A 19760-nucleotide genomic window follows, 5' to 3' on the forward strand; every position below is an offset into this window, starting at 1 on the left:
TCCTTCACTGTAGGTGTAGCCGGTAAGACCCTTAAAGAAACGCGGCGCCTGGCGCCAAATGACTGAGAGATTAAGCGGCCAACCCATGCCGGGTTGGGCATGTGGTTTTAGAGGGCTGAGGCATGTCGAGAGTCTGTCAAGTTACCGGTAAGGGTCCGGTGACTGGGAATAACATTTCCCACGCAAACAACAAAACCCGTCGTCGTTTCCTGCCGAACCTGCAGCATCACCGCTTCTGGGTTGAAGAAGAGAAACGTTTTGTGCGTCTGCGCGTATCTGCCAAAGGCATGCGCATCATCGACAAGCGTGGCATCAGTGTCGTGCTGGCCGAACTTCGTCGCGATGGCAAGGTTTAAGGGAGCTAATCATGCGTGAATTGATTCGTTTGATCTCGAGCGCCGGTACTGGTCACTTCTACACTACCGACAAGAACAAGCGTACTACCCCGGACAAAATCGAGATCAAGAAATATGATCCGGTTGTTCGCAAGCACGTGATCTACAAGGAAGGCAAAATCAAGTAATTGATTTTCCCTCCTTACGAAAAAGGCCCGTATCGCGAGATACGGGCCTTTTTTTTCTAAGGGCTGAAAGTCCTGATCGTTTACAACTTTATCTGATCGTTAATCAGCCACACTTATGACCGGTATAAAAGTTTTCCTTGTCGCTGAAAACATAGAGCCGGTCATCTCGGTAGTCCATGGTGTAGGCTTCGCCTGCGCGTATATGGCGAATGATCTTTGCTCCCGAATAGGCTTGCATGTCTTGCAGAAATTGCGCGTCTACCTTCATCGGCAGCAGGGAGTTGAAAGCAAAGTTAGCTGTGCATACGCCTGAAGGGCGGAGCTCGTTGGCAGCTGCTTCAAGCGCTCCGATGCTCAGTGTCAGCAGGGCAGCCAGCGCTGCGATCTGCGGTTTAGTAGTTTTTTTGGCCATGTTGCCTCCTGGCATAATTAATAACAGCGCCTCCTCATTGAAGCGCCCAGAGATAATTACAGGAGGGCGATGGTTATGTATATCGCACTGTGTAAGTGTTTGATTCACTCCCGCTGCTCGAACACTACATAAATCTTGCGGCACGGTTCCAGTACTTCCCAGGTTCCCTTGAACCCCGCCGGAATTACAAAACGATCGCCCGCCCGAAGCGTCTTGGCATTGCCATCACTGTCCCGCAGCACCGAAACGCCCTGGACGATTTCGCAGTATTCGTGCTCCGTATAGTTGACCGTCCACTGGCCCACCGCGCCTTCCCACACCCCCGCATTCATCTGTCCGCAAGGACTGCTGTAATGATTGAACACCGCTTGCTCGGGATCACCTTTAAGTACCTTGACCGGGTCCGGTCGATAGCGGTCGGCGGTGGTATTGGCCTGGCTGAAATCGACGATGTCCTGGATGCTCATGTGGTTACCCTCGGTGCTTGCGGCGCGGATGGCTGGGAGAGCAAAAGTCTATGTTTATTAAAACGAACATCGCAAGGCCGTTTGCGGGTTTTCTGTCAAATATATTGAAACATCCCCAGTCGCTGGTTTAGGGTGGCGGGTGCCTTGTGCCGAATACACATCGGCAAGGCAGAATTCTTGAACGCTACGCATAGCGTGGCGTTCGTACCCAAACAAGAGGAGGACACTCGCATGACCACCCTGACTCGTGCCGACTGGGAACAGCGCGCCCGCGACCTGAAGATCGAAGGCCGCGCCTTCATCAATGGCGAATACACCGATGCAGTGTCCGGCGAGACCTTCGATTGCCTCAGCCCGGTCGACGGCCGCCTGTTGGGCAAGATCGCCAGTTGCGACGTGGCCGACGCCCAGCGCGCCGTCGAAAACGCCCGCGCGACATTCAACTCTGGCGCCTGGTCGCGCCTGGCGCCGAGCAAGCGCAAAGCCACCATGATTCGTTTTGCCGGCCTGCTCAAGCAGCACGCCGAAGAGCTGGCCTTGCTGGAAACCCTGGACATGGGCAAGCCGATCAGCGACTCCCTGAATATTGACGTTCCAGGCGCGGCGCAGGCGCTGAGCTGGAGCGGTGAGGCCATCGACAAGCTCTACGATGAAGTGGCGGCCACCCCGCATGACCAGCTGGGCCTGGTCACCCGGGAACCAGTCGGCGTGGTCGGTGCCATCGTTCCGTGGAACTTCCCGTTGATGATGGCCTGCTGGAAGCTCGGCCCGGCGTTGTCCACCGGCAACTCGGTAGTGCTCAAGCCGTCGGAAAAATCCCCGCTGACCGCCATTCGTATCGCCGCGCTGGCCATCGAGGCTGGCATCCCCAAAGGCGTGCTGAACGTGCTGCCAGGCTATGGCCACACGGTCGGCAAGGCCCTGGCCTTGCACATGGATGTCGATACGCTGGTGTTCACCGGTTCCACCAAGATCGCCAAGCAACTGATGATCTATTCCGGCGAGTCGAACATGAAGCGCGTCTGGCTGGAGGCGGGTGGCAAGAGCCCGAACATCGTATTTGCCGATGCTCCGGACCTGCAGGCCGCCGCCGAAGCTGCCGCCAGTGCCATCGCCTTCAACCAGGGCGAAGTCTGCACGGCGGGCTCGCGCCTGCTGGTGGAGCGTTCGATCAAGGACACGTTCCTGCCGCTGGTGATCGAGGCTCTCAAGGGTTGGAAACCTGGCAATCCACTGGATCCAGCGACCAATGTCGGTGCCCTGGTCGATACCCAGCAGATGAATACCGTGCTGTCCTACATCGAAGCCGGTCACAGCGACGGCGCCAAGCTGGTCGCGGGTGGCAAGCGGATTCTCCAGGAAACCGGCGGCACCTACGTCGAACCGACGATTTTCGATGGCGTGAGCAACGCGATGAAAATCGCCCAGGAAGAAATCTTCGGGCCGGTGTTGTCGGTCATCGCCTTCGACAGTGCCGAAGAGGCTGTCCAGATCGCCAACGACACCCCGTACGGCTTGGCTGCGGCAGTGTGGACCAAGGACATCTCCAAGGCTCACCTGACCGCCAAGGCCTTGCGCGCCGGCAGCGTATGGGTCAACCAATATGACGGTGGCGACATGACCGCACCGTTCGGTGGCTTCAAGCAGTCGGGCAACGGCCGTGACAAGTCGCTGCATGCGTTCGACAAGTACACCGAACTGAAGGCGACCTGGATCAAGCTCTGATCCTTCTTGTGGGAGCGAGCAAGTCTGCTCCTACATGAGACTGAGGCTGGCGGTCGACACACAATTCCTGTGGGAGCGAGCTTGCTCGCGATTAGCGGTATGACAGTCGACGAATTTGTTGAATGTTGCGCCGTCATCGCGAGCAAGCTCGCTCCCACAATGTTTTTGGGTGATGGCTCAAACCGATAACCCTTCACAGGAGCGTGGAAATGCGTTGGGCGACCTATTTCGCCGTGTTGGCCTCTGTCCTGAGCGTCGGCCTTGCCCTCGGCGTAAGCATGCCCCTGGTGTCGCTGCGCCTGGAGGGCTGGGGTTATGGCTCGTTTGCCATTGGCGTCATGGCGGCGATGCCAGCCGTTGGCGTACTGGTCGGGGCCAAGGTTTCGAGCCGGCTGGCGGCGCATTTCGGTACGGCGGCGCTGATGCGCCTGTGCCTGTGGGGCGGGGCGGTGTCCATCGGGTTGTTGGCGCTGTTGCCCAGCTATCCGGTCTGGCTGGTCTTGCGGCTGTTGATCGGAGTCGTCCTGACATTGGTGTTCATTCTCGGCGAGAGCTGGATCAACCAGCTGGTCATCGAGCAATGGCGCGGGCGGCTGGTGGCGCTGTACGGGGCCAGTTACGCCTTGAGCCAATTGTCCGGCCCGCTGCTGCTCGGTGCACTGGGGACCGACCATGACTACGGGTTCTGGGTGGGTGTCGGGCTGCTATTGATCGCCCCGTTGTTGTTGCTTGGCCGCAGCGGTGCGCCTGCCAGTGAGGCGGGCAGCGTTACCTTCGGCGATTTGTGGGAATTTTGCCGGGGCCTGCCGGCAATCGGTTGGGCGGTGTCGTTGTTCGCCGCATTCGAGGCGATGATCCTGACGCTGCTCCCGGTTTATTGCCTGCGCCAGGGCTTCAGTGCCGATATTGCGCTGGCGATGGTCAGCACGGTGGTGGTTGGCGACGCCCTGTTGCAGCTGCCCATTGGCGCCCTGGCCGATCGCCTGTCGCGCCGGTCGCTGTTCACCGGCTGCGCGGTGGCACTGATGTTGTCCAGCCTCGCGGTGCCGCTGCTGATCGATACCTTGTTGATCTGGCCGCTGTGGGTGCTGTTTGGCGCCAGCGCGGGTGGGCTGTTTACCTTGTCGCTGATCCTGATCGGCGAGCGCTACCGCGATGATGCGCTGGTGCGGGCCAACGCCCATGTCGCGCAGTTGTGGGGGATCGGTTGCCTGGTCGGGCCGCTGGTGGCGGGGGCGGGCAGCCAGTGGGTCAGCGGCCATGCGCTGCCGTTGTTTATGGCGGCGGGGGCGCTCGGCCTGGTCATTCTGTTGTTGCGCCAAGGGGCGTTCGGCGCGACACAAACCGCTTGAGCACATCCAGATACCCTGTGGCTCCAGAGTGTCCAGATTCTAAAGCATCCGCTCCAACCCGATCGTCGTGGCGAACCAGGCATTGAAGCGGCGCCACCAGCTGCCCGGTTCGCGATCCAGGTCGTGCAGCTTACCGTTGTCCTCGGTGGTCCAGACCAGTCTTTCATCTTCCAGGCGGGCCTGATAACTCAGGGTCGGGGCCATGCCCTGCAAAGCCAGCTCCCGAACCTGGCCGGCGAGTTCCGGGCTGTCCACCAGTACGCCGACCTCGGTGTTCCAAAGCACTGAGCGAGGATCGAAATTGAACGAGCCAATGAACGACTTCTGTTGATCGAAGATGATCGCCTTGCTGTGCAGGCTGGAGTCCGATTCGCCATAAGACTTGCTGTAGAACAGATGCGGGCTGCCGCCGCTGTCGCCGGGTTGGCGGCGCAACTCGAACAGCCGTACGCCATGCTGCAGCAAGGCCTTGCGATACGGCGCATAGCCGCCGTGAACCGCCGGCACATCGGTGGCTTCCAGCGAATTGGTCAAGAGGCTCACGGAGACACCGGCATCGGCACGGCTGGTCAAGTACACCAGCCCTGGCTGTCCGGGCACGAAGTAGGCGGAGATCATGATCAGTTCCTTGCTGACGCCGGTCAGCTCCGGCCCCAGTTGTGTCGTCAGCAGCAATCGAGGGTCTGGCTCATCCTTGGCCAGTACCTTGCTGGGCGCATCCCACAGCGCCTGGTTCCAGGCCCAGATCAACTGTCCGCGCCAGATGTCCAGGCGCGGCTGGGTCTTGTAGGCGGTCAGTTGCTGGTAGAGCGTCTGGTTTTCCTTGTGCGTCTGCTCAAGCGAAGCTTGCAGGCGCAAGCGGCTGCTCTCCAGGTCCTTGGGGGTCGGTCGATGGGAAAGGAATTGTTCGATCGGTTTGCTCAGCGCGCTGTTCCAGTATTGGTCGAAGCTGTGTCCCAATTGCTCGGCCACCGGGCCGACGCTGAGCAGGTCGATGTCGGTGAAGTTCAGGTTGGGTTCGGCATCGAAATATTCGTCCCCGAGGTTGCGGCCGCCGACGATGGCCATGCTGTTGTCCGCCAGCCAGAGTTTGTTGTGCATCCGACGATGTTGCAGCGACAGATTGAACAGGCGCCCGAGGCTGCGGGTCACGCCGGTGGCGCGGCCAAGATGCAACGGGTTGAACAGGCGAATCTGGATGTTCGGGTGCGCGGCAAGGGTCGCGATGACTTGCTCCTGGCCGTCGCTGGTGGTGTCGTCAAGCAGGATCCGCACGCGCACCCCACGGTCCGCAGCCTTCAGCAGTTCGTCGACCAGCATGCGCGTGCTGATGCCGTCATGAACGATGTAGTACTGCAAATCCAGGCTGCTTTGAGCGTTGCGAATCAGCTCGGCCCGGGCGGTGAAGGCTTCGGTGCTGTCGGACAGCAGGCGAAAGCCTGAGCGGCCCTCGTGCGGGGCGGCCTGTTGCGCCACCGAGCGGCCGAACGCTGAGTCGGAGGCCGGCAACGCCTGGGAGGGTTCGCGGGTGACATCAAGACTGGCGCAGCCGCTCAACAGCGAGGCGACTAGCATTAGCGCGTACAGGATCGGTCTGGATCTCACGTAGGCTCGTTCCGATTGTTAGCGTGGGTCGGCTGTTGGGTGCTGCTTCCCTGCCTACACGGTCAGACGGTGTCTCGCTGGGTTTCGTTCAACAACGCTATAGCCACGGCACCAACCTTGCGCACTGCATCCTCGATCTGTGCCGTTGGCTTGGCAGCGTAGTTCATGCGCAGGCAATTGCGATATTTGCCCGAGGCCGAAAAGATACTGCCGACGGCGATCTGCACGCCTTGGTCGTGCAGCATCCGGTTGAGCTTCAATGTGTCGAAGCCCTCGGGCAATTCGACCCACAGCATGAAGCTGCCGCGGGGACGGCTGGCGCGGGTACCTACCGGGAAATAACGGCTGACCCAATCAATCATCACGTCACGATTACGCTGGTATTGGCTGCGCATCCGCCGCAAATGCGGCTCGAAATGTCCGCCTTTGAGAAACTCCGCGATGGCTATCTGGGGTTGCGGCGCGGTCGAGCCAGTGCTGATGTATTTCATGTGCAGCACCCGTTCCAGATAGCGCCCCGGCGCTACCCAGCCGACCCGAAGGCCAGGGGCAAGAGTCTTGGAAAAAGAACTGCAGAGCAGGACGCGACCATCGTCGTCGAAAGACTTGATGGTGCGAGGACGCGGATAGGTGTAGGCCAGTTCCCCATACACATCGTCTTCGATAATCGCCACATCGAAGCGCTGCGCCAGGGTCAGCAAAGCGCGCTTGTTGGCTTCCGGCATGATGTAGCCCAGCGGGTTGTTGCAGCTGGGAGTCAACTGTATGGCCTTGATCGGCCATTGCTCCAGTGCCAGTTCCAGCGCTTCCAGGCTGATGCCGGTGAGCGGATCGGTGGGTATCTCCAAAGCCTTCATGCCCAAGCCCTTCAGCGTCTGCATGGCACCGTGGAAGCTGGGGGAGTCCACCGCAACGATGTCGCCCTGTTCGCAGGTGGCGCGGATGCTGACCGACAGCGCCTCGTGGCAACCGGTGGTGACGATCAGATCGCTGGCGCCGAATTGGCAGCCCGAGTCCAGGGACAGCCGGGCGATCTGCTCACGCAGTTCGAGGTTGCCGTAGATATTGTCGTAGTACAGGCCGGGCATGTCTTGGCGCCGGCTGATCTGCGCCAGGCTGCGCAGCAACGGTTTCATGGTCGGTGAATGGATATCCGGCATGCCGCGGCCCAACTGTACGACATCCTTGCGCGGCACGGCGCGTATCAGCTCCAGCACCTGGTCCCATTGGGAGATGTCCACCGGGCGCTGGGCCGGGCGGCCAACCGCTGGCAGGTCCGGCAGCTCGCGGCTGACCGGGACGAAATAGCCGGACTTGGGTTTCGGCATCGCCAGTCCGCTGTCTTCCAGGACGCGATAGGCCTGCTGCACAGTACTCAGGCTGACCCCGTGTTCGGTGCTCAAGGCACGCACCGACGGCAGCCGGTCGCCGGGACGGTAGAAGCCCTGTTCGATGCGGGTGCCGAGCAATTCGGCGAGGTTCACGTAAAGAGTCATGGTGCATCCCCGATGAGATGAAAACGCCAACCGATACAGATGAACCGCAAAACTACAATTCAGTGCGCAAAACGCTCAATCTGTATGGCTTTAAAAGGTAGTGTTTGAATCTGTATTGAATCTGGCCGCCCGCGCATCATGAAAGCTCTGGCTACCCAAGTAAACAGGAGCGATCAAAATGAACGGCTTGAGCGATGTACGGCTGACGTTACACACTCAGGAACTGGCGGCGGGGCAGGAAAAGGGGCTGCGTGATGCCATGCTGCGCAACGCCCCGTCCGGCTTGAGCCGCTGGGGCCTGTTCTGGCATCGTCTGCATACACGCAAGGCCTTGTTGGAGCTGACAACCGAACAGTTGCGCGATATCGGCCTGAGCCGGGAGCAGGCCCGGGCGGAAGGGTTGAAGCCGTTCTGGCGGCTTTGAAGCGTTATCACACAAACCTGTGGCGAGGGAGCTTGCTCCCGCTCGGTTGCGCAGCGACCGCAGGATCTCAGGGCTGCTACGCAACCCAGCGGGAGCAAGCTCCCTCGCCACGGTCAGATCAATTCTTTCAACCGGTGCCACAACATCCCCAGCGCCAACAGCGGTGAGCGCAAATGCTTGCCGCCCGGGAATGTCATGTGCGGTACCTTGGCAAACAGGTCGAACCCACCGCCCTGCTGGCCGCTGATAGCCTCGGCCAACAACTTGCCGGCCAAGTGCGTGGCATTCACCCCGTGACCGGAATAGGCCTGGGCGTAATACACGTTGGGCTGATCCTTGAGCCGACCGATCTGCGGCAGGCGGTTGGCGCCGATGCCGATCATCCCGCCCCATTGATAATCGATCTTCACGTCTGCCAGTTGCGGGAAGACCTTGAGCATTTTCGGCCGCATGTACGCGCCGATGTCTTGCGGGTCTCGGCCGGAATAGTGACAAGCCCCGCCAAACAACAAACGTCGATCCGCCGAAAGCCGGTAGTAATCCAGCGCCACCCGCTGGTCACAAACCGCCATGTTCTGTGGCAAAAGCGCGTTTGCCTGCGCTTCGCTCAGCGGTTCGGTGGCAATGATATAGCTGCCAGCGGGCAGCACTTTGCCGCTCAGCTCCTGGTTCAGGCCGTTGAGGTAGGCATTGCAGCCCAGCACCAGTGTCGTGGCGCGGACCGAGCCTTGGTGGGTGTGTACTTTTACCTGTGGCCCGTAGTCGATGCGTATCACCGCCGATCGTTCGAACAGCCGGACCCCCAGTTGCTGCGCTGCGGCCGCCTCTCCCAACGCCAGGTTGAGCGGATGCAGGTGGCCCGAGCCCATGTCGATCAGGCCACCGACATAGCGATCCGAGCCCACCACGCTGTGCATTTCATCGGCTTGCAGCAGTCGCGTCTCGTAGCGATAGCCCAGGCTGCGGAGTTCTTCGGCATCCGCGGCGAAACCCTGAAGATCGGCGGGTTTGTTGGCGAGGTCGCAGTAGCCCCAGGTGAGGTCGCAAGAAATCTGAAAGCGCTCGACCCGCTGGCGGACGATTTCCACCGCTTCGAGCCCCATCAGTTTCATCTGACGCACGCCGTCGGTGCCTACGATTGGCGCAAACTGATCGAGACCATGACCCACGCCGCGAATCAGTTGGCCGCCGTTCCGCCCGCTGGCGCCCCAACCGATCTTATGCGCCTCAAGCAGCACCACACTCAGGCCGCGCTCGGCCAGCTCGATGGCTGTGTTCATCCCGGAGAACCCGCCGCCCACCACGCAGACATCTGCCACCAACTCGCCTTGCAGCACCGGATGGTCCGGCTGCGGCAGGCTGCTGGCGGCGTAGTAGGAGGCGGCGTGCGCGTGGCTCGGGACAGGTTGCTGAACACGGGCGTTCATGTGCGTAATCCTGATTGTTGTGTTTGAGAAATTTTACGGAGCATAAGCCGGGCTTTCCTCAGTCGGCAACACTGGTCGGCTGGCGCTGTCTGGCATGGGGCTTTTAGGGCAGAATTCTCAGCTGTCCCGATTCGGTAATGGCCTCGATGAGCTGCAACAGTCAAAAAATCCGCACGCTACGTCAGCAGATTCCTACGTTCGAGTGCGTACCGGGCTGTCATGACTGCTGTGGTCCGGTGACCACCTCGCCTGAAGAAATGGCTCGTTTGCCACGCAAGAGCCGCGCCGAACAGGACGCGGCCCTGGAGGCGCTCGATTGCGTGCACCTGGGGCCGAACGGTTGCACGGTCTACGATGAAAGGCCGCTGATCTGCCGGTTGTTCGGCACCACCGCGACCTTGCCATGCCCTAATGGGCGGCGGCCGGTTGAGCTGATTCATCCGCGGGTCGAGAAGCAGATTCATGCATACATGGCCAGCACTCGGCAGGTGTTGGTCTAGCGGTCTGGGATACCGAGTCGCGGCTTTCGCGAGCAGGCTCGCTCCCACAAAGCTCGCCACCTGCTTACGTGGGAGCGAGCCTGCTCGCGAAGGCGGCCTGAAGCCAACCATCAATCCGGAATCGGCAGGTTCAGGCTCTCCTTCACTTCCTCCATCACGATGTAGCTCTTGGACTCACGAACGTGGGGCAGCTTGAGCAGGATGTCGCCCAGCAGCTTGCGGTACGAGGCCATCTCAGAAATTCGCGCCTTCACCAGATAGTCGAAATCCCCCGAAACCAGGTGGCATTCCAGTACGTGAGGCAACTTCAGCACGGCACGTCGGAACTCCTCGAACGTGTCGCCGGATTTATAGTCGAGGCTGATTTCGACGAACACCAGCAGGCTGCCCTTCAAGTGCTGCGGATTGAGCCGGGCGTTATAGCCCATGATGATCCCCTCGCGCTCCAGCCGTCGCACCCGCTCGGTGCAAGGCGTGGTGGAAAGCCCGACCTTTTCCCCCAGCTCGGTGAAAGAAATTCGCCCGTCGGCCTGGAGGATGCGCAGGATGTTGCGGTCGATCTTGTCCAGCTCGCGTTTGGTCTGGGTATTGGTACGCACAGGTGATGCGCCTCCGTGAAAAGGGTTTTTGCCGAGAATTCTCGCCAAATATAGGCATTTATATAGTGAAAAGCACTGGCTGATCTTTTTTACACTGCGCGCATCTAAGCTTTGTATAACAAACGTCAGCGGTTATCCGCGATGAGGGTTTCAACATGCGCGTTCTGGTCTTGGGTAGCGGCGTCATCGGTACCGTCAGTGCTTACTATCTGGCACGTGCCGGGTTTGAAGTGGTGGTGGTCGACCGTCAGCCGGCACCAGCCATGGAAACCAGCTTCGCCAACGCTGGCCAGGTATCGCCGGGCTACGCCTCGCCGTGGGCTGCGCCGGGTGTGCCACTCAAGGCCATCAAGTGGCTGCTGCAGCGTCACGCGCCGCTGGCAATCAAGGCCACCGCCGACATCGACCAGTACCTGTGGATGGCGCAGATGCTGCGCAACTGCACCGCCAGCCGCTATGCGATCAACAAGGAGCGCATGGTCCGCCTGTCCGAGTACAGCCGTGACTGCCTCGACGAATTGCGCGCCGAAACCGGCATTGCCTACGAAGGTCGCAGCCTGGGGACTACCCAATTGTTCCGCACCCAGGCCCAGCTCGATGGCGCGGCCAAGGACATTGCCGTGCTCAAGGAGTCGGGCGTGCCGTTTGAAGTGCTCGATCGCCAAGGCATCGCCCGGGTCGAACCGGCCCTGGCCAATGTCACCGATATCCTGGCCGGTGCGCTGCGCCTGCCCAATGACCAGACCGGCGATTGCCAGATGTTTACCACGCGCCTCGCGGAAATGGCCGTGAAGCTCGGCGTACAATTTCGCTTCGACCAGAACATCGAGCGCCTGGATTTTGCCGGGGATCGCATCAATGGCGTCTGGATCGATGGCAAGCTGGAAACCGCCGACCGTTATGTCCTGGCCCTGGGCAGCTATTCGCCGCAATTGCTCAAGCCGCTGGGTATCCGCGCGCCGGTGTATCCACTCAAGGGCTATTCCCTGACCGTGCCGATCACCAATGCGGCAATGGCACCGACCTCGACCATTCTCGACGAAACCTACAAGGTTGCGATCACCCGGTTCGACAACCGGATTCGCGTCGGCGGCATGGCGGAAATCGCCGGTTTTGACCTCTCGCTCAACCCGCGTCGGCGTGAAACCCTGGAGATGATCGTCAACGACCTTTATCCTCAGGGCGGCGACCTGGCCCAGGCCAGTTTCTGGACCGGCCTGCGGCCGACTACCCCGGACGGCACGCCGATAGTCGGCGCCACGCCGTTCAAGAATCTGTTCCTCAATACCGGCCACGGCACCCTCGGGTGGACCATGGCCTGTGGTTCCGGTCGCCTTCTGGCGGACCTGATGGCGAAGAAAAAGCCGCAGATCAGCGCCGAAGGCCTCGATATTTCCCGTTATGGCAGCAAACCTCAGGAGTCCGCTAAACATGGCAATCCAGCGCCAGCTCACCAATGACCGCATGAGTCAGGTCGTTGTGCACAACGGCACCATTTACCTGGCCGGACAGGTCGGCGACGACATGAGCGCCGGCATCGAGCAGCAGACCCGCGAGACCTTGGCCAATATCGAGCGTCTGCTGGACCTGGCCGGGACCGACAAGAGCCGCCTGCTTTCGGTGACGATCTACCTGAAGGACATCGACGCCCATTTTCAAGGCATGAATGCGGTGTGGGACAAATGGCTGCCCAAGGGCGTCGCCCCGGCCCGCGCCACTGTCGAGGCCAAGTTGTGCGAACCGCAGATCCTGGTCGAGCTGTCCGTGGTGGCCGCGCTGCCCTGACAACTGTCGAAAAGCTCCCTCTCCCGGCGCCGTTGATGGCTGATGCCGTCAGCCTGCGCCGGTTTTTTTACCCATGACCGCCTAGAAGCCTGCCGCCATGCGTCCTGCCCGTGCCCTGATCAATCTCCAAGCCCTGCGTCACAACTACCAACTGGCCCGTGAAGTTACTGGGGCCAAGGCCCTTGCAGTAATCAAGGCCGACGCCTACGGGCATGGCGCGGTGCGCTGCGCCGAGGCTTTGCAGGAGACGGCGGATGGGTTCGCCGTGGCCTGCATTGAAGAAGCCCTGGAACTGCGGGCCGGTGGTATACGTGGGCCGATCCTGTTGCTGGAAGGGTTCTTCGAGGCCGATGAGCTGGCATTGATCGTCGAGCACGACTTCTGGTGTGTCGTGCATGCGTTGTGGCAGCTAGAAGCGATAGAGCGCGCGACGCTTAACAAGCCGATCACGGTCTGGCTCAAGCTCGACTCGGGCATGCATCGGGTCGGTTTGCATCCGGCCGACTACCAGTCGGCTTACCGTCGCCTGCTGGCCAGTGGCAACGTGGCAAAAATCGTCTTGATGAGCCACTTCGCCCGCGCCGACGAACTGCACGACCCCAGCAGTCTGCAACAATTGGCGGTATTCGATCAGGCCCGCCAAGGCCTGGTGGCCGAGGTCAGTTTGCGCAACTCGCCGGCGGTGCTGGGTTGGCCGCAAATACCGAGCGATTGGGTGCGGCCGGGCATCATGTTGTACGGCGCGACACCGTTCGACGAGGCCAATGCCGTGGCCTCGCGCCTGCAACCGGTGATGACGTTGGAGTCGAAGATCATCAGCGTGCGCGAGCTTCCCGCCGGCGAGCCGGTGGGCTACGGTGCCCGTTTCGTCACCGCCCAGCCGACCCGGGTCGGCGTGGTCGCCATGGGCTATGCCGACGGCTACCCGCGCCAGGCACCCAACGGTACGCCAGTGCTGGTGGATGGTCAGCGCAGCCAGCTGGTCGGGCGGGTCTCGATGGACATGCTGTGTGTCGACCTGAGCCATATTCCCCAGGCCGGGCTCGGCTCGACCGTCGAACTCTGGGGCAAGAACATTCTCGCCAGCGATGTGGCGCAGGCCGCCGACATGATTCCTTACCAGATATTCTGCAACCTGCGACGTGTCCCACGGCTCTACTCCGGGACCTGAGACCAGGCGCCGCCTACCGGAAGTCGCTTCACCGCACAGGATTCGGGTCAAAGTGTTGTAAATACTGAACGCTGTCGCCATGATAACGCTCACTTTCCACATAACCTGATTCCCTGGAGGCTCCAGCATTGGACGTCGGTGAACGACTGCAATCCATTCGTAAACTCAAAGGCCTTTCCCAGCGTGAACTCGCCAAGCGCGCGGGCGTCACCAACAGCACTATTTCGATGATCGAGAAAAACAGCGTGAGCCCCTCGATCAGCTCGCTGCGCAAGGTCCTTGGCGGGATTCCCATGTCCATGGTCGAGTTTTTCTCCGAAGAGATCCTCCAGGAGAAACCGACCCAGATCGTCTATAAAGCCAACGAACTGATCGACATCTCCGACGGCGCCGTGACCATGAAACTGGTGGGCCGGGCGCATCCGAGCCGGGCGATCGCCTTCCTGAACGAAATCTATCCGCCTGGCGCCGACACCGGTGACGAAATGCTCACCCACGAGGGCGAGGAAACCGGGATCCTGGTGGAAGGGCGACTGGAACTGGTGGTGGGCGCAGAAACCTTCGTGCTCGAGGCCGGCGACAGCTACTATTTTGAAAGTACCAAGCCACATCGTTTCCGCAATCCGTTCGACGTGCCGGCGCGACTGATCAGCGCAGCCACTCCGGCGAATTTCTAGACCGAGAGGCGCCAGGCCCGCACGCCACAGGCGCCCGCATGTTGGGCTGTCATGACAAACAAGACCCTTGTGACTTTGGGGTTGTTTCAGAGTGACAGGCTTACCGCTATACTTGCGCCCGCCTGCAAACCGTGGCCGCAGGCGTGACTAGCCACCATTGAGGGTGTACGCGTGAACCTAATTATGAAAATGCTGGCTGCACCAGCAACCGTATTGGCCCTATGGGCTGCGAGCGCTCAAGCGGCGCCGAACGACGAAATCGCCAAGCGCCTTGAACCCGTTGGCCAGGTTTGTGTTCAGGGCAAGGAATGCAAAGGCATGGAAGTGGCCACTGCAGCCGGCGGCGCAGGCGGTGCCAAGGCACCCAAAGACGTCATTGCCAAGCATTGCAACGCCTGCCACGGCACCGGCCTGCTGGGCGCTCCGAAAATCGGTGACAAGGCTGCCTGGAAAGAGCGCGCCGATCACCAGGGCGGCCTCGACGGCATCCTGGCCAAGGCTATTACTGGCGTAAACGCCATGCCGCCCAAAGGCACTTGCGCCGACTGCTCCGATGATGAGCTCAAGGGCGCCATCAAAGAGATGTCCGGCCTGTAATTCGCCAGCATCTTTCACGAAAAAGCCGCTTTCGAGCGGCTTTTTTGCGCCTGGAGTTTTTCCCAGGGCTGTTCATCGCAACCAAGACCCGGCAAGCTCGGTCCAACCCACATTCAAGGAATGTCCCGGAGGGTCGGATGGTGCAGTTGTGTTCAATCGAACAGGCAGTGGATGACGTGCTCGAGCGCTTGCCCGCGCATATCCACCTGGGCATGCCATTGGGGCTGGGCAAGCCCAACCTGTTCGCCAACGCGCTGTACCGGCGCATCGCCCAACTGCCCGAGCGGCAGCTGACTATCTACACGGCGCTGAGCCTGGGCCGACCGAGCCTGGGCGATGGTCTGCAGAAACGTTTCCTCGAGCCCTTCGTCGAACGGGTCTTCGGCGACTATCCCGAACTCGATTACCTTGCCGATCTACAGCGCGACAGCCTGCCGGCAAACATCCGCGTGCAGCAATTCTTCATGCAGCCCGGTAGCCTGCTGCACAGTGCAGCGGCGCAGCAGGACTACGTCAGTAGCAACTACAGCCACGCGGCGCGGGACATCAACGCGGCCGGCCTGAACCTGATCGCGCAATTGGTGGCGAGCGACCCGGAGCATCCGGATCGCCTGAGCCTGAGCTGCAACCCGGACATCACCCTGGACCTGTTGCCGATGATTGCCAGGCGACGCGAGGCGGGGGAGACCATCCTCATGGTCGGGCAGGCCCACAGCGAATTGCCCTACATGCCCGGTGATGCGGAAATTGGCATTGACGCTTTCGACCTGCTGATCGACGAGAAGGACAGCCACACGCTGTTCTCCACGCCGAACATGCCGGTGGGGTTCCAGGACCATTTGATCGGCCTGCATGCCAGTACCTTGGTGCGTGACGGCGGTACGTTGCAGATCGGCATCGGCTCCATGGGCGATGCGTTGACGGCGGCGCTGTTGGCGCGCCAGGCCGATAACGCCGGTTACCAGGCGTTGCTGGCGGACCTGAATCTGAGCCAGTGGGCGCAGTTGATCGAGCGAGAGGGCGGGACCGAGCCGTTTGCCAAAGGGCTGTACGGTTGCAGCGAAATGTTCGTCAACGGTTTGCTGGTGTTGGCGGAGGCCGGGATTATCCGGCGCAAGGTCTATCCCGATGAGCCCACCCAGGAGCAGGCTAACGCCGGGACACTCGACGAGGCGGCGCAACCCGACGGCATTTGCATCCATGGCGGGTTCTTCCTCGGCCCGGGCAGCTTCTACGAGCGTTTGCGCGAATTGCCGCAGAGCCGGCGCTTCGAATTCAACATGACGCGCATCAGCTACATCAACGAGCTGTACGGCCAGGAACAACTCAAGCGCCTGCAGCGGCTTGATGCGCGTTTCATCAACACGGTGTTCACCATGACGTTGCTCGGTGCCGGGGTGGCTGACCAATTGGAAGACGGGCGGGTGCTCAGCGGTGTGGGTGGGCAATACAACTTTGTTGCCCAAGGGCATGCGCTGGAAGGGGCGCGCTCGATCCTGCTGCTGCGCAGTTGGCGCGAGTCAGGCGGCGTGGTGAGTTCCAACATCGTCTGGGAATACGGGCATTGCACGATTCCCCGGCACCTGCGGGACATCGTCGTGACCGAGTACGGCATTGCCGACCTGCGCGGCAAGACCGACGCAGCGGTGATTGAGGCATTGCTCAACATCAGCGATTCACGCTTCCAGCCGGGGCTGATCGAGCAGGCCCAGAGCGCCGGCAAGTTGCCGAAGGATTTCCGTCTCGACCCACGTTTCGCCGACAACACGTCGGAGCGTTTGCAGGCGATCCAGGCGCGGCATCCCAATCTGTTCCCGGAGTATCCGTTGGGCTGCGATTTCGATGGGCTGGAGCGGGATCTGCTGCGAGCGCTGAACTGGCTCAAGAGCAAATTCAAGCTCACCGAGATCCTGGAGTTGGGCAAGGCCGCGTTGGATGCACCCGAACCTTGGGAGTTTGCCGGGCATCTGGAGCGGATGCAGCTGACGAGCCCGGAGGGGCTCAAGGAAGAGTTGGCCCAGCGGTTGTTGCTGGCGGGGCTGAAGGCGACTGTGCAACAAACAGCAACCTGACCCCTGTGGGAGCGAGCAAGCTCGCTCCCACAGGGGATATGGGAGATCAGTCGATGAAGGTCACTACCCCACCCGCCAGCGACTTCACCCGCGCCAACGACTCGACGCGGTAGCCCTGGGCATCCAGCTCAGCGCGGCCACCCTGGAAGGATTTCTCAATCACGATGCCCAGCCCGGCCACGGTAGCGCCGGCCTGCTTGATGATGGAAATCAGCGCCTGGGAGGCTTTGCCGTTGGCCAGGAAGTCATCGATGATCAGCACGCGGTCGCTGCTGGTCAGGTGGCGCGGGCTGATGGCGACGGTGCTTTCGGTCTTCTTGGTGAACGAATACACGGTGGCGGACAACAGGTTCTCCGTCAGGGTCAGCGACTGCTGTTTGCGCGCGAAGATCACCGGCACGCCAAGGTTCAGCCCGGTCATGATCGCCGGGGCGATGCCCGAGGCCTCGATGGTGACGATCTTGGTGATGCCCGAATCCTTGAACAGCGCGGCGAATTCGTCGCCGATCAGCTTCATCAACTGCGGGTCGATCTGGTGGTTGAGGAACGCATCAACTTTCAGGACCTGATCGGAAAGCACGATGCCTTGTTCACGAATTTTCTGGTGCAGGGCTTCCATGAAGCCTCCTCTGATGACGCGTCGGCGCCTGAAGTCAGTGAAAAATAATCGATTCTAGCGCTTCAACATCGCGCGTATATCCGCCAGGGCGCTGTTGCCGCGAACGACTTTGACTTCCGTCGGCGTGTCGTCGTTGCCCTCCCAGGCCAGGTCGTCCGGCGGCAGTTCATCGAGAAAACGGCTCGGCGCGCAGTCGATCACTTCGCCGTACTGCTTGCGCTTGGCGGCGAAGGTGAAGGCCAGCGTCTGGCGCGCCCGGGTAATCCCGACGTAGGCCAGGCGCCGTTCTTCTTCAATGGTGTCGGCTTCGATGCTGGAGCGGTGCGGGAGGATTTCCTCTTCCATGCCCATGATGAACACGTAGGGAAATTCCAGGCCCTTGGAGGCGTGCAGCGTCATCATCTGCACGCCTTCGGCGCCTTCTTCCTCTTCCTGCTGCCGCTCGAGCATATCCCGCAAAACGAGCTTGCCGATGGCGTCCTCGACGGTCATGTCGCCGTCTTCATCCTTTTCCAAAGTGTTTTTCAGCGCTTCGATCAGGAACCAGACATTGCCCATGCGGTAGTCGGCGGCCTTGTCGCTGGAACTGTTGGTGCGCAGCCAGTTTTCATAGTCGATGTCCATGACCATGCTGCGCAGCGCCGCGATCGGATCTTCGCCGGCACACTGCTCGCGGACCTTGTCCATGAAGCGCTTGAAGCGCGCCAGGCGGTCGGTGAAGCGGCTGTCCAGGTGCTCGCCCAAGCCGATTTCATCGGTGGCGGCGTACATCGAGATCTTGCGCTCGGTGGCGTAGTTGCCGAGTTTTTCCAGGGTGGTCGAACCGATTTCCCGGCGTGGCACGTTGATCACCCGCAAGAAGGCGTTATCGTCGTCCGGGTTCACGATCAGGCGGAAGTAGGCCATCAGGTCCTTCACTTCCTGGCGTCCGAAGAAGCTGTTGCCCCCCGACAGACGATAGGGGATCTGGTGATGCTGCAACTTCAGCTCGATCAGCTTGGCCTGGTAGTTGCCGCGATAGAGGATCGCAAAATCGCTGTACGGCCGGTCGGTGCGCAGGTGCAGGCTGAGGATTTCCATGGCCACGCGCTCGGCTTCGGCGTCTTCGTTGCGGCAACGGATCACACGGATCTCGTCGCCGTGGCCCATTTCGCTCCACAGCTGCTTTTCGAATTCGTGGGGGTTGTTGGAGATCAGCACGTTGGCGCAGCGCAGGATGCGGCTGGTGGAGCGATAGTTCTGCTCCAGCATCACCACCTTGAGCGATGGGTAGTCTTCCTTGAGCAACATCAGGTTTTCCGGCCGCGCGCCGCGCCAGGCGTAGATCGACTGGTCATCGTCGCCGACCACGGTGAACTGGTTGCGTTTGCCGATCAGCAGTTTCACCAGCAGATACTGGCTGGCGTTGGTGTCCTGGTATTCGTCCACCAATAGGTAACGGACTTTGTTCTGCCATTTCTCAAGGATGTCGGCGTGGTCCTGGAACAGCTTGACCGGCAGCAGGATCAGGTCGTCGAAGTCCACCGCGTTGAAGGCCTTGAGGGTGCGCTGGTAGTGGGCGTAGACGATGGCGGCGGTCTGTTCCTTGGGGTTGCGGGCGTTCTCCAGGGCTTCGGGCGGCAGGATCAGGTCGTTTTTCCAGGCGCCGATCATGTTCTTGATCTCGTCGACGCCGTCGTCGCCCGAGTATTCCTTCTGCATGATGTCGGTCATCAAGGCCTTGACGTCGGTCTCGTCGAAAATCGAGAAGCCCGGCTTGTAGCCCAGTCGCGCGTGTTCCTTGCGAATGATGTTCAGGCCCAGGTTGTGGAACGTACAGACCGTCAGGCCACGGCCTTCGCCGGCGCGCAACAGACCGCCGACCCGTTCCTTCATCTCCCGCGCGGCCTTGTTGGTGAAGGTCATCGCGACGATGTACTGGGCGCGGATGCCGCAATTCTGGATCAGGTGCGCGATCTTGCGGGTAATCACGCTGGTCTTGCCGGAGCCTGCACCGGCGAGCACCAAAAGAGGGCCGCCGACATAGTTCACGGCTTCTTGCTGCCGGGGATTGAGTCGGGACATGACAGGGTTCAGGGAGTCGTTTGCGAAATGGGCCGGCATTTTAACAGGCTCTGAGATTTGTGCTGCTCTGTCCGACTTGTGACGCTGCACATCATCTTCAATTGCCGCTTTTGTTACTTTCCCTCAGGATGCGGACGGGATTTGGGTCTAACGTTCGTTTTTAAGGTGAAAAACCGTCAAAACCGAGTGTTTGAGAACCATTGGCATTGGTGATTGCCCGTCGGCGAGTCATAATGCCCCGCGCC

At 60.7% G+C, this 19760-nt stretch carries 20 protein-coding genes; 12 read left to right on the forward strand and 8 right to left on the reverse strand.

All coding sequences use genetic code 11. The annotated features are described in order from the left end of the window. Positions 1–122: 122 nt before the first annotated feature. Together rpmB and rpmG are read left to right on the forward strand one after the other, a co-directional pair. Positions 123–356: a 50S ribosomal protein L28 gene (gene rpmB, locus J3P94_RS01425; protein WP_003177273.1), complete on the forward strand. Its 234-nt coding sequence runs from the start codon at positions 123–125 to the stop codon at positions 354–356. 11 nt (positions 357–367) lie between these two features. Continuing rightward, the gene (rpmG, locus tag J3P94_RS01430) at positions 368–523 is read left to right on the forward strand and encodes a 50S ribosomal protein L33 (protein WP_003177274.1); all 156 of its coding nucleotides are present in this window, start codon (positions 368–370) and stop codon (positions 521–523) included. Positions 524–626: 103 nt separating this feature from the next. Here rpmG and J3P94_RS01435 read toward each other — a convergent pair whose 3' ends face one another. Together J3P94_RS01435 and J3P94_RS01440 are read right to left on the reverse strand one after the other, a co-directional pair. Beyond that, complete coding sequence (locus J3P94_RS01435) at positions 627–935, reverse strand: hypothetical protein (protein ID WP_434570913.1); 309 nt, start codon at positions 933–935, stop codon at positions 627–629. Positions 936–1039: 104 nt separating this feature from the next. Next, the gene (locus tag J3P94_RS01440; protein ID WP_434570915.1) at positions 1040–1402 is read right to left on the reverse strand and encodes a cupin domain-containing protein; all 363 of its coding nucleotides are present in this window, start codon (positions 1400–1402) and stop codon (positions 1040–1042) included. Between the two features lie 231 nt (positions 1403–1633). On the opposite strand from J3P94_RS01440, the gene J3P94_RS01445 reads away from it, so the two are divergent. Then, positions 1634–3127, forward strand: coding sequence for an aldehyde dehydrogenase (locus J3P94_RS01445; RefSeq protein ID WP_434570917.1), 1494 nt, complete (start codon positions 1634–1636; stop codon positions 3125–3127). Positions 3128–3336: 209 nt separating this feature from the next. Then, positions 3337–4479, forward strand: a complete 1143-nt coding sequence (locus J3P94_RS01450; protein ID WP_434570919.1) for an MFS transporter — start codon at positions 3337–3339, stop codon at positions 4477–4479. Positions 4480–4518: 39 nt separating this feature from the next. On the opposite strand, the gene J3P94_RS01455 is transcribed toward J3P94_RS01450, so the two are convergent. Further along, entirely contained in the window at positions 4519–6084 is a 1566-nt protein-coding gene (locus tag J3P94_RS01455) for a phospholipase D family protein (RefSeq protein WP_434570921.1), read from the reverse strand. 62 nt (positions 6085–6146) lie between these two features. Then, positions 6147–7580 carry a PLP-dependent aminotransferase family protein gene (locus J3P94_RS01460; RefSeq protein WP_434570923.1) on the reverse strand — a complete coding sequence of 478 codons (1434 nt, stop codon included), beginning with the start codon at positions 7578–7580 and terminating at the stop codon, positions 6147–6149. Positions 7581–7758: 178 nt separating this feature from the next. On the opposite strand from J3P94_RS01460, the gene J3P94_RS01465 reads away from it, so the two are divergent. Further along, positions 7759–8004, forward strand: a complete 246-nt coding sequence (locus J3P94_RS01465) for a DUF1127 domain-containing protein (protein ID WP_434570925.1) — start codon at positions 7759–7761, stop codon at positions 8002–8004. Positions 8005–8117: 113 nt separating this feature from the next. On the opposite strand, the gene J3P94_RS01470 is transcribed toward J3P94_RS01465, so the two are convergent. Continuing rightward, positions 8118–9431 carry an NAD(P)/FAD-dependent oxidoreductase gene (locus J3P94_RS01470; RefSeq protein WP_434570926.1) on the reverse strand — a complete coding sequence of 438 codons (1314 nt, stop codon included), beginning with the start codon at positions 9429–9431 and terminating at the stop codon, positions 8118–8120. Between the two features lie 146 nt (positions 9432–9577). Here J3P94_RS01470 and J3P94_RS01475 point away from each other — a divergent pair, with 146 nt between their 5' ends. Beyond that, a complete protein-coding gene (locus tag J3P94_RS01475; protein ID WP_434570927.1) occupies positions 9578–9931 on the forward strand; it encodes a YkgJ family cysteine cluster protein in 354 nt (117 codons plus the stop codon). A 110-nt stretch (positions 9932–10041) separates the two neighbouring features. Here J3P94_RS01475 and J3P94_RS01480 read toward each other — a convergent pair whose 3' ends face one another. Then, complete coding sequence (locus tag J3P94_RS01480) at positions 10042–10530, reverse strand: Lrp/AsnC ligand binding domain-containing protein (protein WP_003206849.1); 489 nt, start codon at positions 10528–10530, stop codon at positions 10042–10044. Positions 10531–10685: 155 nt separating this feature from the next. On the opposite strand from J3P94_RS01480, the gene dadA reads away from it, so the two are divergent. From dadA to J3P94_RS01510, 6 genes are all read left to right on the forward strand, one after another. After that, the gene (gene dadA / locus J3P94_RS01485) at positions 10686–11990 is read left to right on the forward strand and encodes a D-amino acid dehydrogenase (protein WP_434570929.1); all 1305 of its coding nucleotides are present in this window, start codon (positions 10686–10688) and stop codon (positions 11988–11990) included. After that, entirely contained in the window at positions 11962–12315 is a 354-nt protein-coding gene (locus J3P94_RS01490; protein ID WP_434570931.1) for a RidA family protein, read from the forward strand. The genes dadA and J3P94_RS01490 overlap by 29 nt, the downstream gene beginning before the upstream one ends. A 97-nt stretch (positions 12316–12412) precedes the next feature. Further along, the gene (gene alr / locus J3P94_RS01495; RefSeq protein WP_434570933.1) at positions 12413–13486 is read left to right on the forward strand and encodes an alanine racemase; all 1074 of its coding nucleotides are present in this window, start codon (positions 12413–12415) and stop codon (positions 13484–13486) included. 128 nt (positions 13487–13614) lie between these two features. Continuing rightward, on the forward strand, positions 13615–14163 hold the full coding sequence (locus J3P94_RS01500; protein ID WP_030138196.1) for a cupin domain-containing protein: 549 nt from the start codon (positions 13615–13617) through the stop codon (positions 14161–14163). A gap of 183 nt (positions 14164–14346) precedes the next feature. Further along, on the forward strand, positions 14347–14760 hold the full coding sequence (locus J3P94_RS01505; RefSeq protein ID WP_434574329.1) for a c-type cytochrome: 414 nt from the start codon (positions 14347–14349) through the stop codon (positions 14758–14760). 137 nt (positions 14761–14897) lie between these two features. Further along, positions 14898–16832 carry an acetyl-CoA hydrolase/transferase C-terminal domain-containing protein gene (locus tag J3P94_RS01510; protein WP_434570935.1) on the forward strand — a complete coding sequence of 645 codons (1935 nt, stop codon included), beginning with the start codon at positions 14898–14900 and terminating at the stop codon, positions 16830–16832. Between the two features lie 46 nt (positions 16833–16878). Here the strand turns inward: J3P94_RS01510 and J3P94_RS01515 are convergent, their stop codons facing one another. Next, a complete protein-coding gene (locus J3P94_RS01515; RefSeq protein WP_003206836.1) occupies positions 16879–17451 on the reverse strand; it encodes a xanthine phosphoribosyltransferase in 573 nt (190 codons plus the stop codon). Positions 17452–17505: 54 nt separating this feature from the next. After that, positions 17506–19515 (reverse strand): DNA helicase Rep, encoded by a 2010-nt coding sequence (rep, locus tag J3P94_RS01520; RefSeq protein ID WP_434570938.1) that lies wholly within the window; start codon positions 19513–19515, stop codon positions 17506–17508. Positions 19516–19760 lie beyond the last annotated feature (245 nt).

Origin of the sequence: Pseudomonas sp. Z3-8 (assembly GCF_051131975.1) — a bacterium.
Taxonomy (GTDB): Bacteria; Pseudomonadota; Gammaproteobacteria; order Pseudomonadales; family Pseudomonadaceae; genus Aquipseudomonas.

Coding starts and splice junctions, on each gene's coding strand:
- rpmB (WP_003177273.1), top strand. CDS start 123: ATGTCGAGAGTCTGTCAAGTTACCGGTAAGGGTCCGGTGACTGGGAAT.
- rpmG (WP_003177274.1), top strand. CDS start 368: ATGCGTGAATTGATTCGTTTGATCTCGAGCGCCGGTACTGGTCACTTC.
- J3P94_RS01435 (WP_434570913.1), bottom strand. CDS start 935: ATGGCCAAAAAAACTACTAAACCGCAGATCGCAGCGCTGGCTGCCCTG.
- J3P94_RS01440 (WP_434570915.1), bottom strand. CDS start 1,402: ATGAGCATCCAGGACATCGTCGATTTCAGCCAGGCCAATACCACCGCC.
- J3P94_RS01445 (WP_434570917.1), top strand. CDS start 1,634: ATGACCACCCTGACTCGTGCCGACTGGGAACAGCGCGCCCGCGACCTG.
- J3P94_RS01450 (WP_434570919.1), top strand. CDS start 3,337: ATGCGTTGGGCGACCTATTTCGCCGTGTTGGCCTCTGTCCTGAGCGTC.
- J3P94_RS01460 (WP_434570923.1), bottom strand. CDS start 7,580: ATGACTCTTTACGTGAACCTCGCCGAATTGCTCGGCACCCGCATCGAA.
- J3P94_RS01465 (WP_434570925.1), top strand. CDS start 7,759: ATGAACGGCTTGAGCGATGTACGGCTGACGTTACACACTCAGGAACTG.
- J3P94_RS01470 (WP_434570926.1), bottom strand. CDS start 9,431: ATGAACGCCCGTGTTCAGCAACCTGTCCCGAGCCACGCGCACGCCGCC.
- J3P94_RS01475 (WP_434570927.1), top strand. CDS start 9,578: ATGAGCTGCAACAGTCAAAAAATCCGCACGCTACGTCAGCAGATTCCT.
- dadA (WP_434570929.1), top strand. CDS start 10,686: ATGCGCGTTCTGGTCTTGGGTAGCGGCGTCATCGGTACCGTCAGTGCT.
- J3P94_RS01490 (WP_434570931.1), top strand. CDS start 11,962: ATGGCAATCCAGCGCCAGCTCACCAATGACCGCATGAGTCAGGTCGTT.
- alr (WP_434570933.1), top strand. CDS start 12,413: ATGCGTCCTGCCCGTGCCCTGATCAATCTCCAAGCCCTGCGTCACAAC.
- J3P94_RS01505 (WP_434574329.1), top strand. CDS start 14,347: ATGAAAATGCTGGCTGCACCAGCAACCGTATTGGCCCTATGGGCTGCG.
- J3P94_RS01510 (WP_434570935.1), top strand. CDS start 14,898: ATGGTGCAGTTGTGTTCAATCGAACAGGCAGTGGATGACGTGCTCGAG.
- J3P94_RS01515 (WP_003206836.1), bottom strand. CDS start 17,451: ATGGAAGCCCTGCACCAGAAAATTCGTGAACAAGGCATCGTGCTTTCC.
- rep (WP_434570938.1), bottom strand. CDS start 19,515: ATGTCCCGACTCAATCCCCGGCAGCAAGAAGCCGTGAACTATGTCGGC.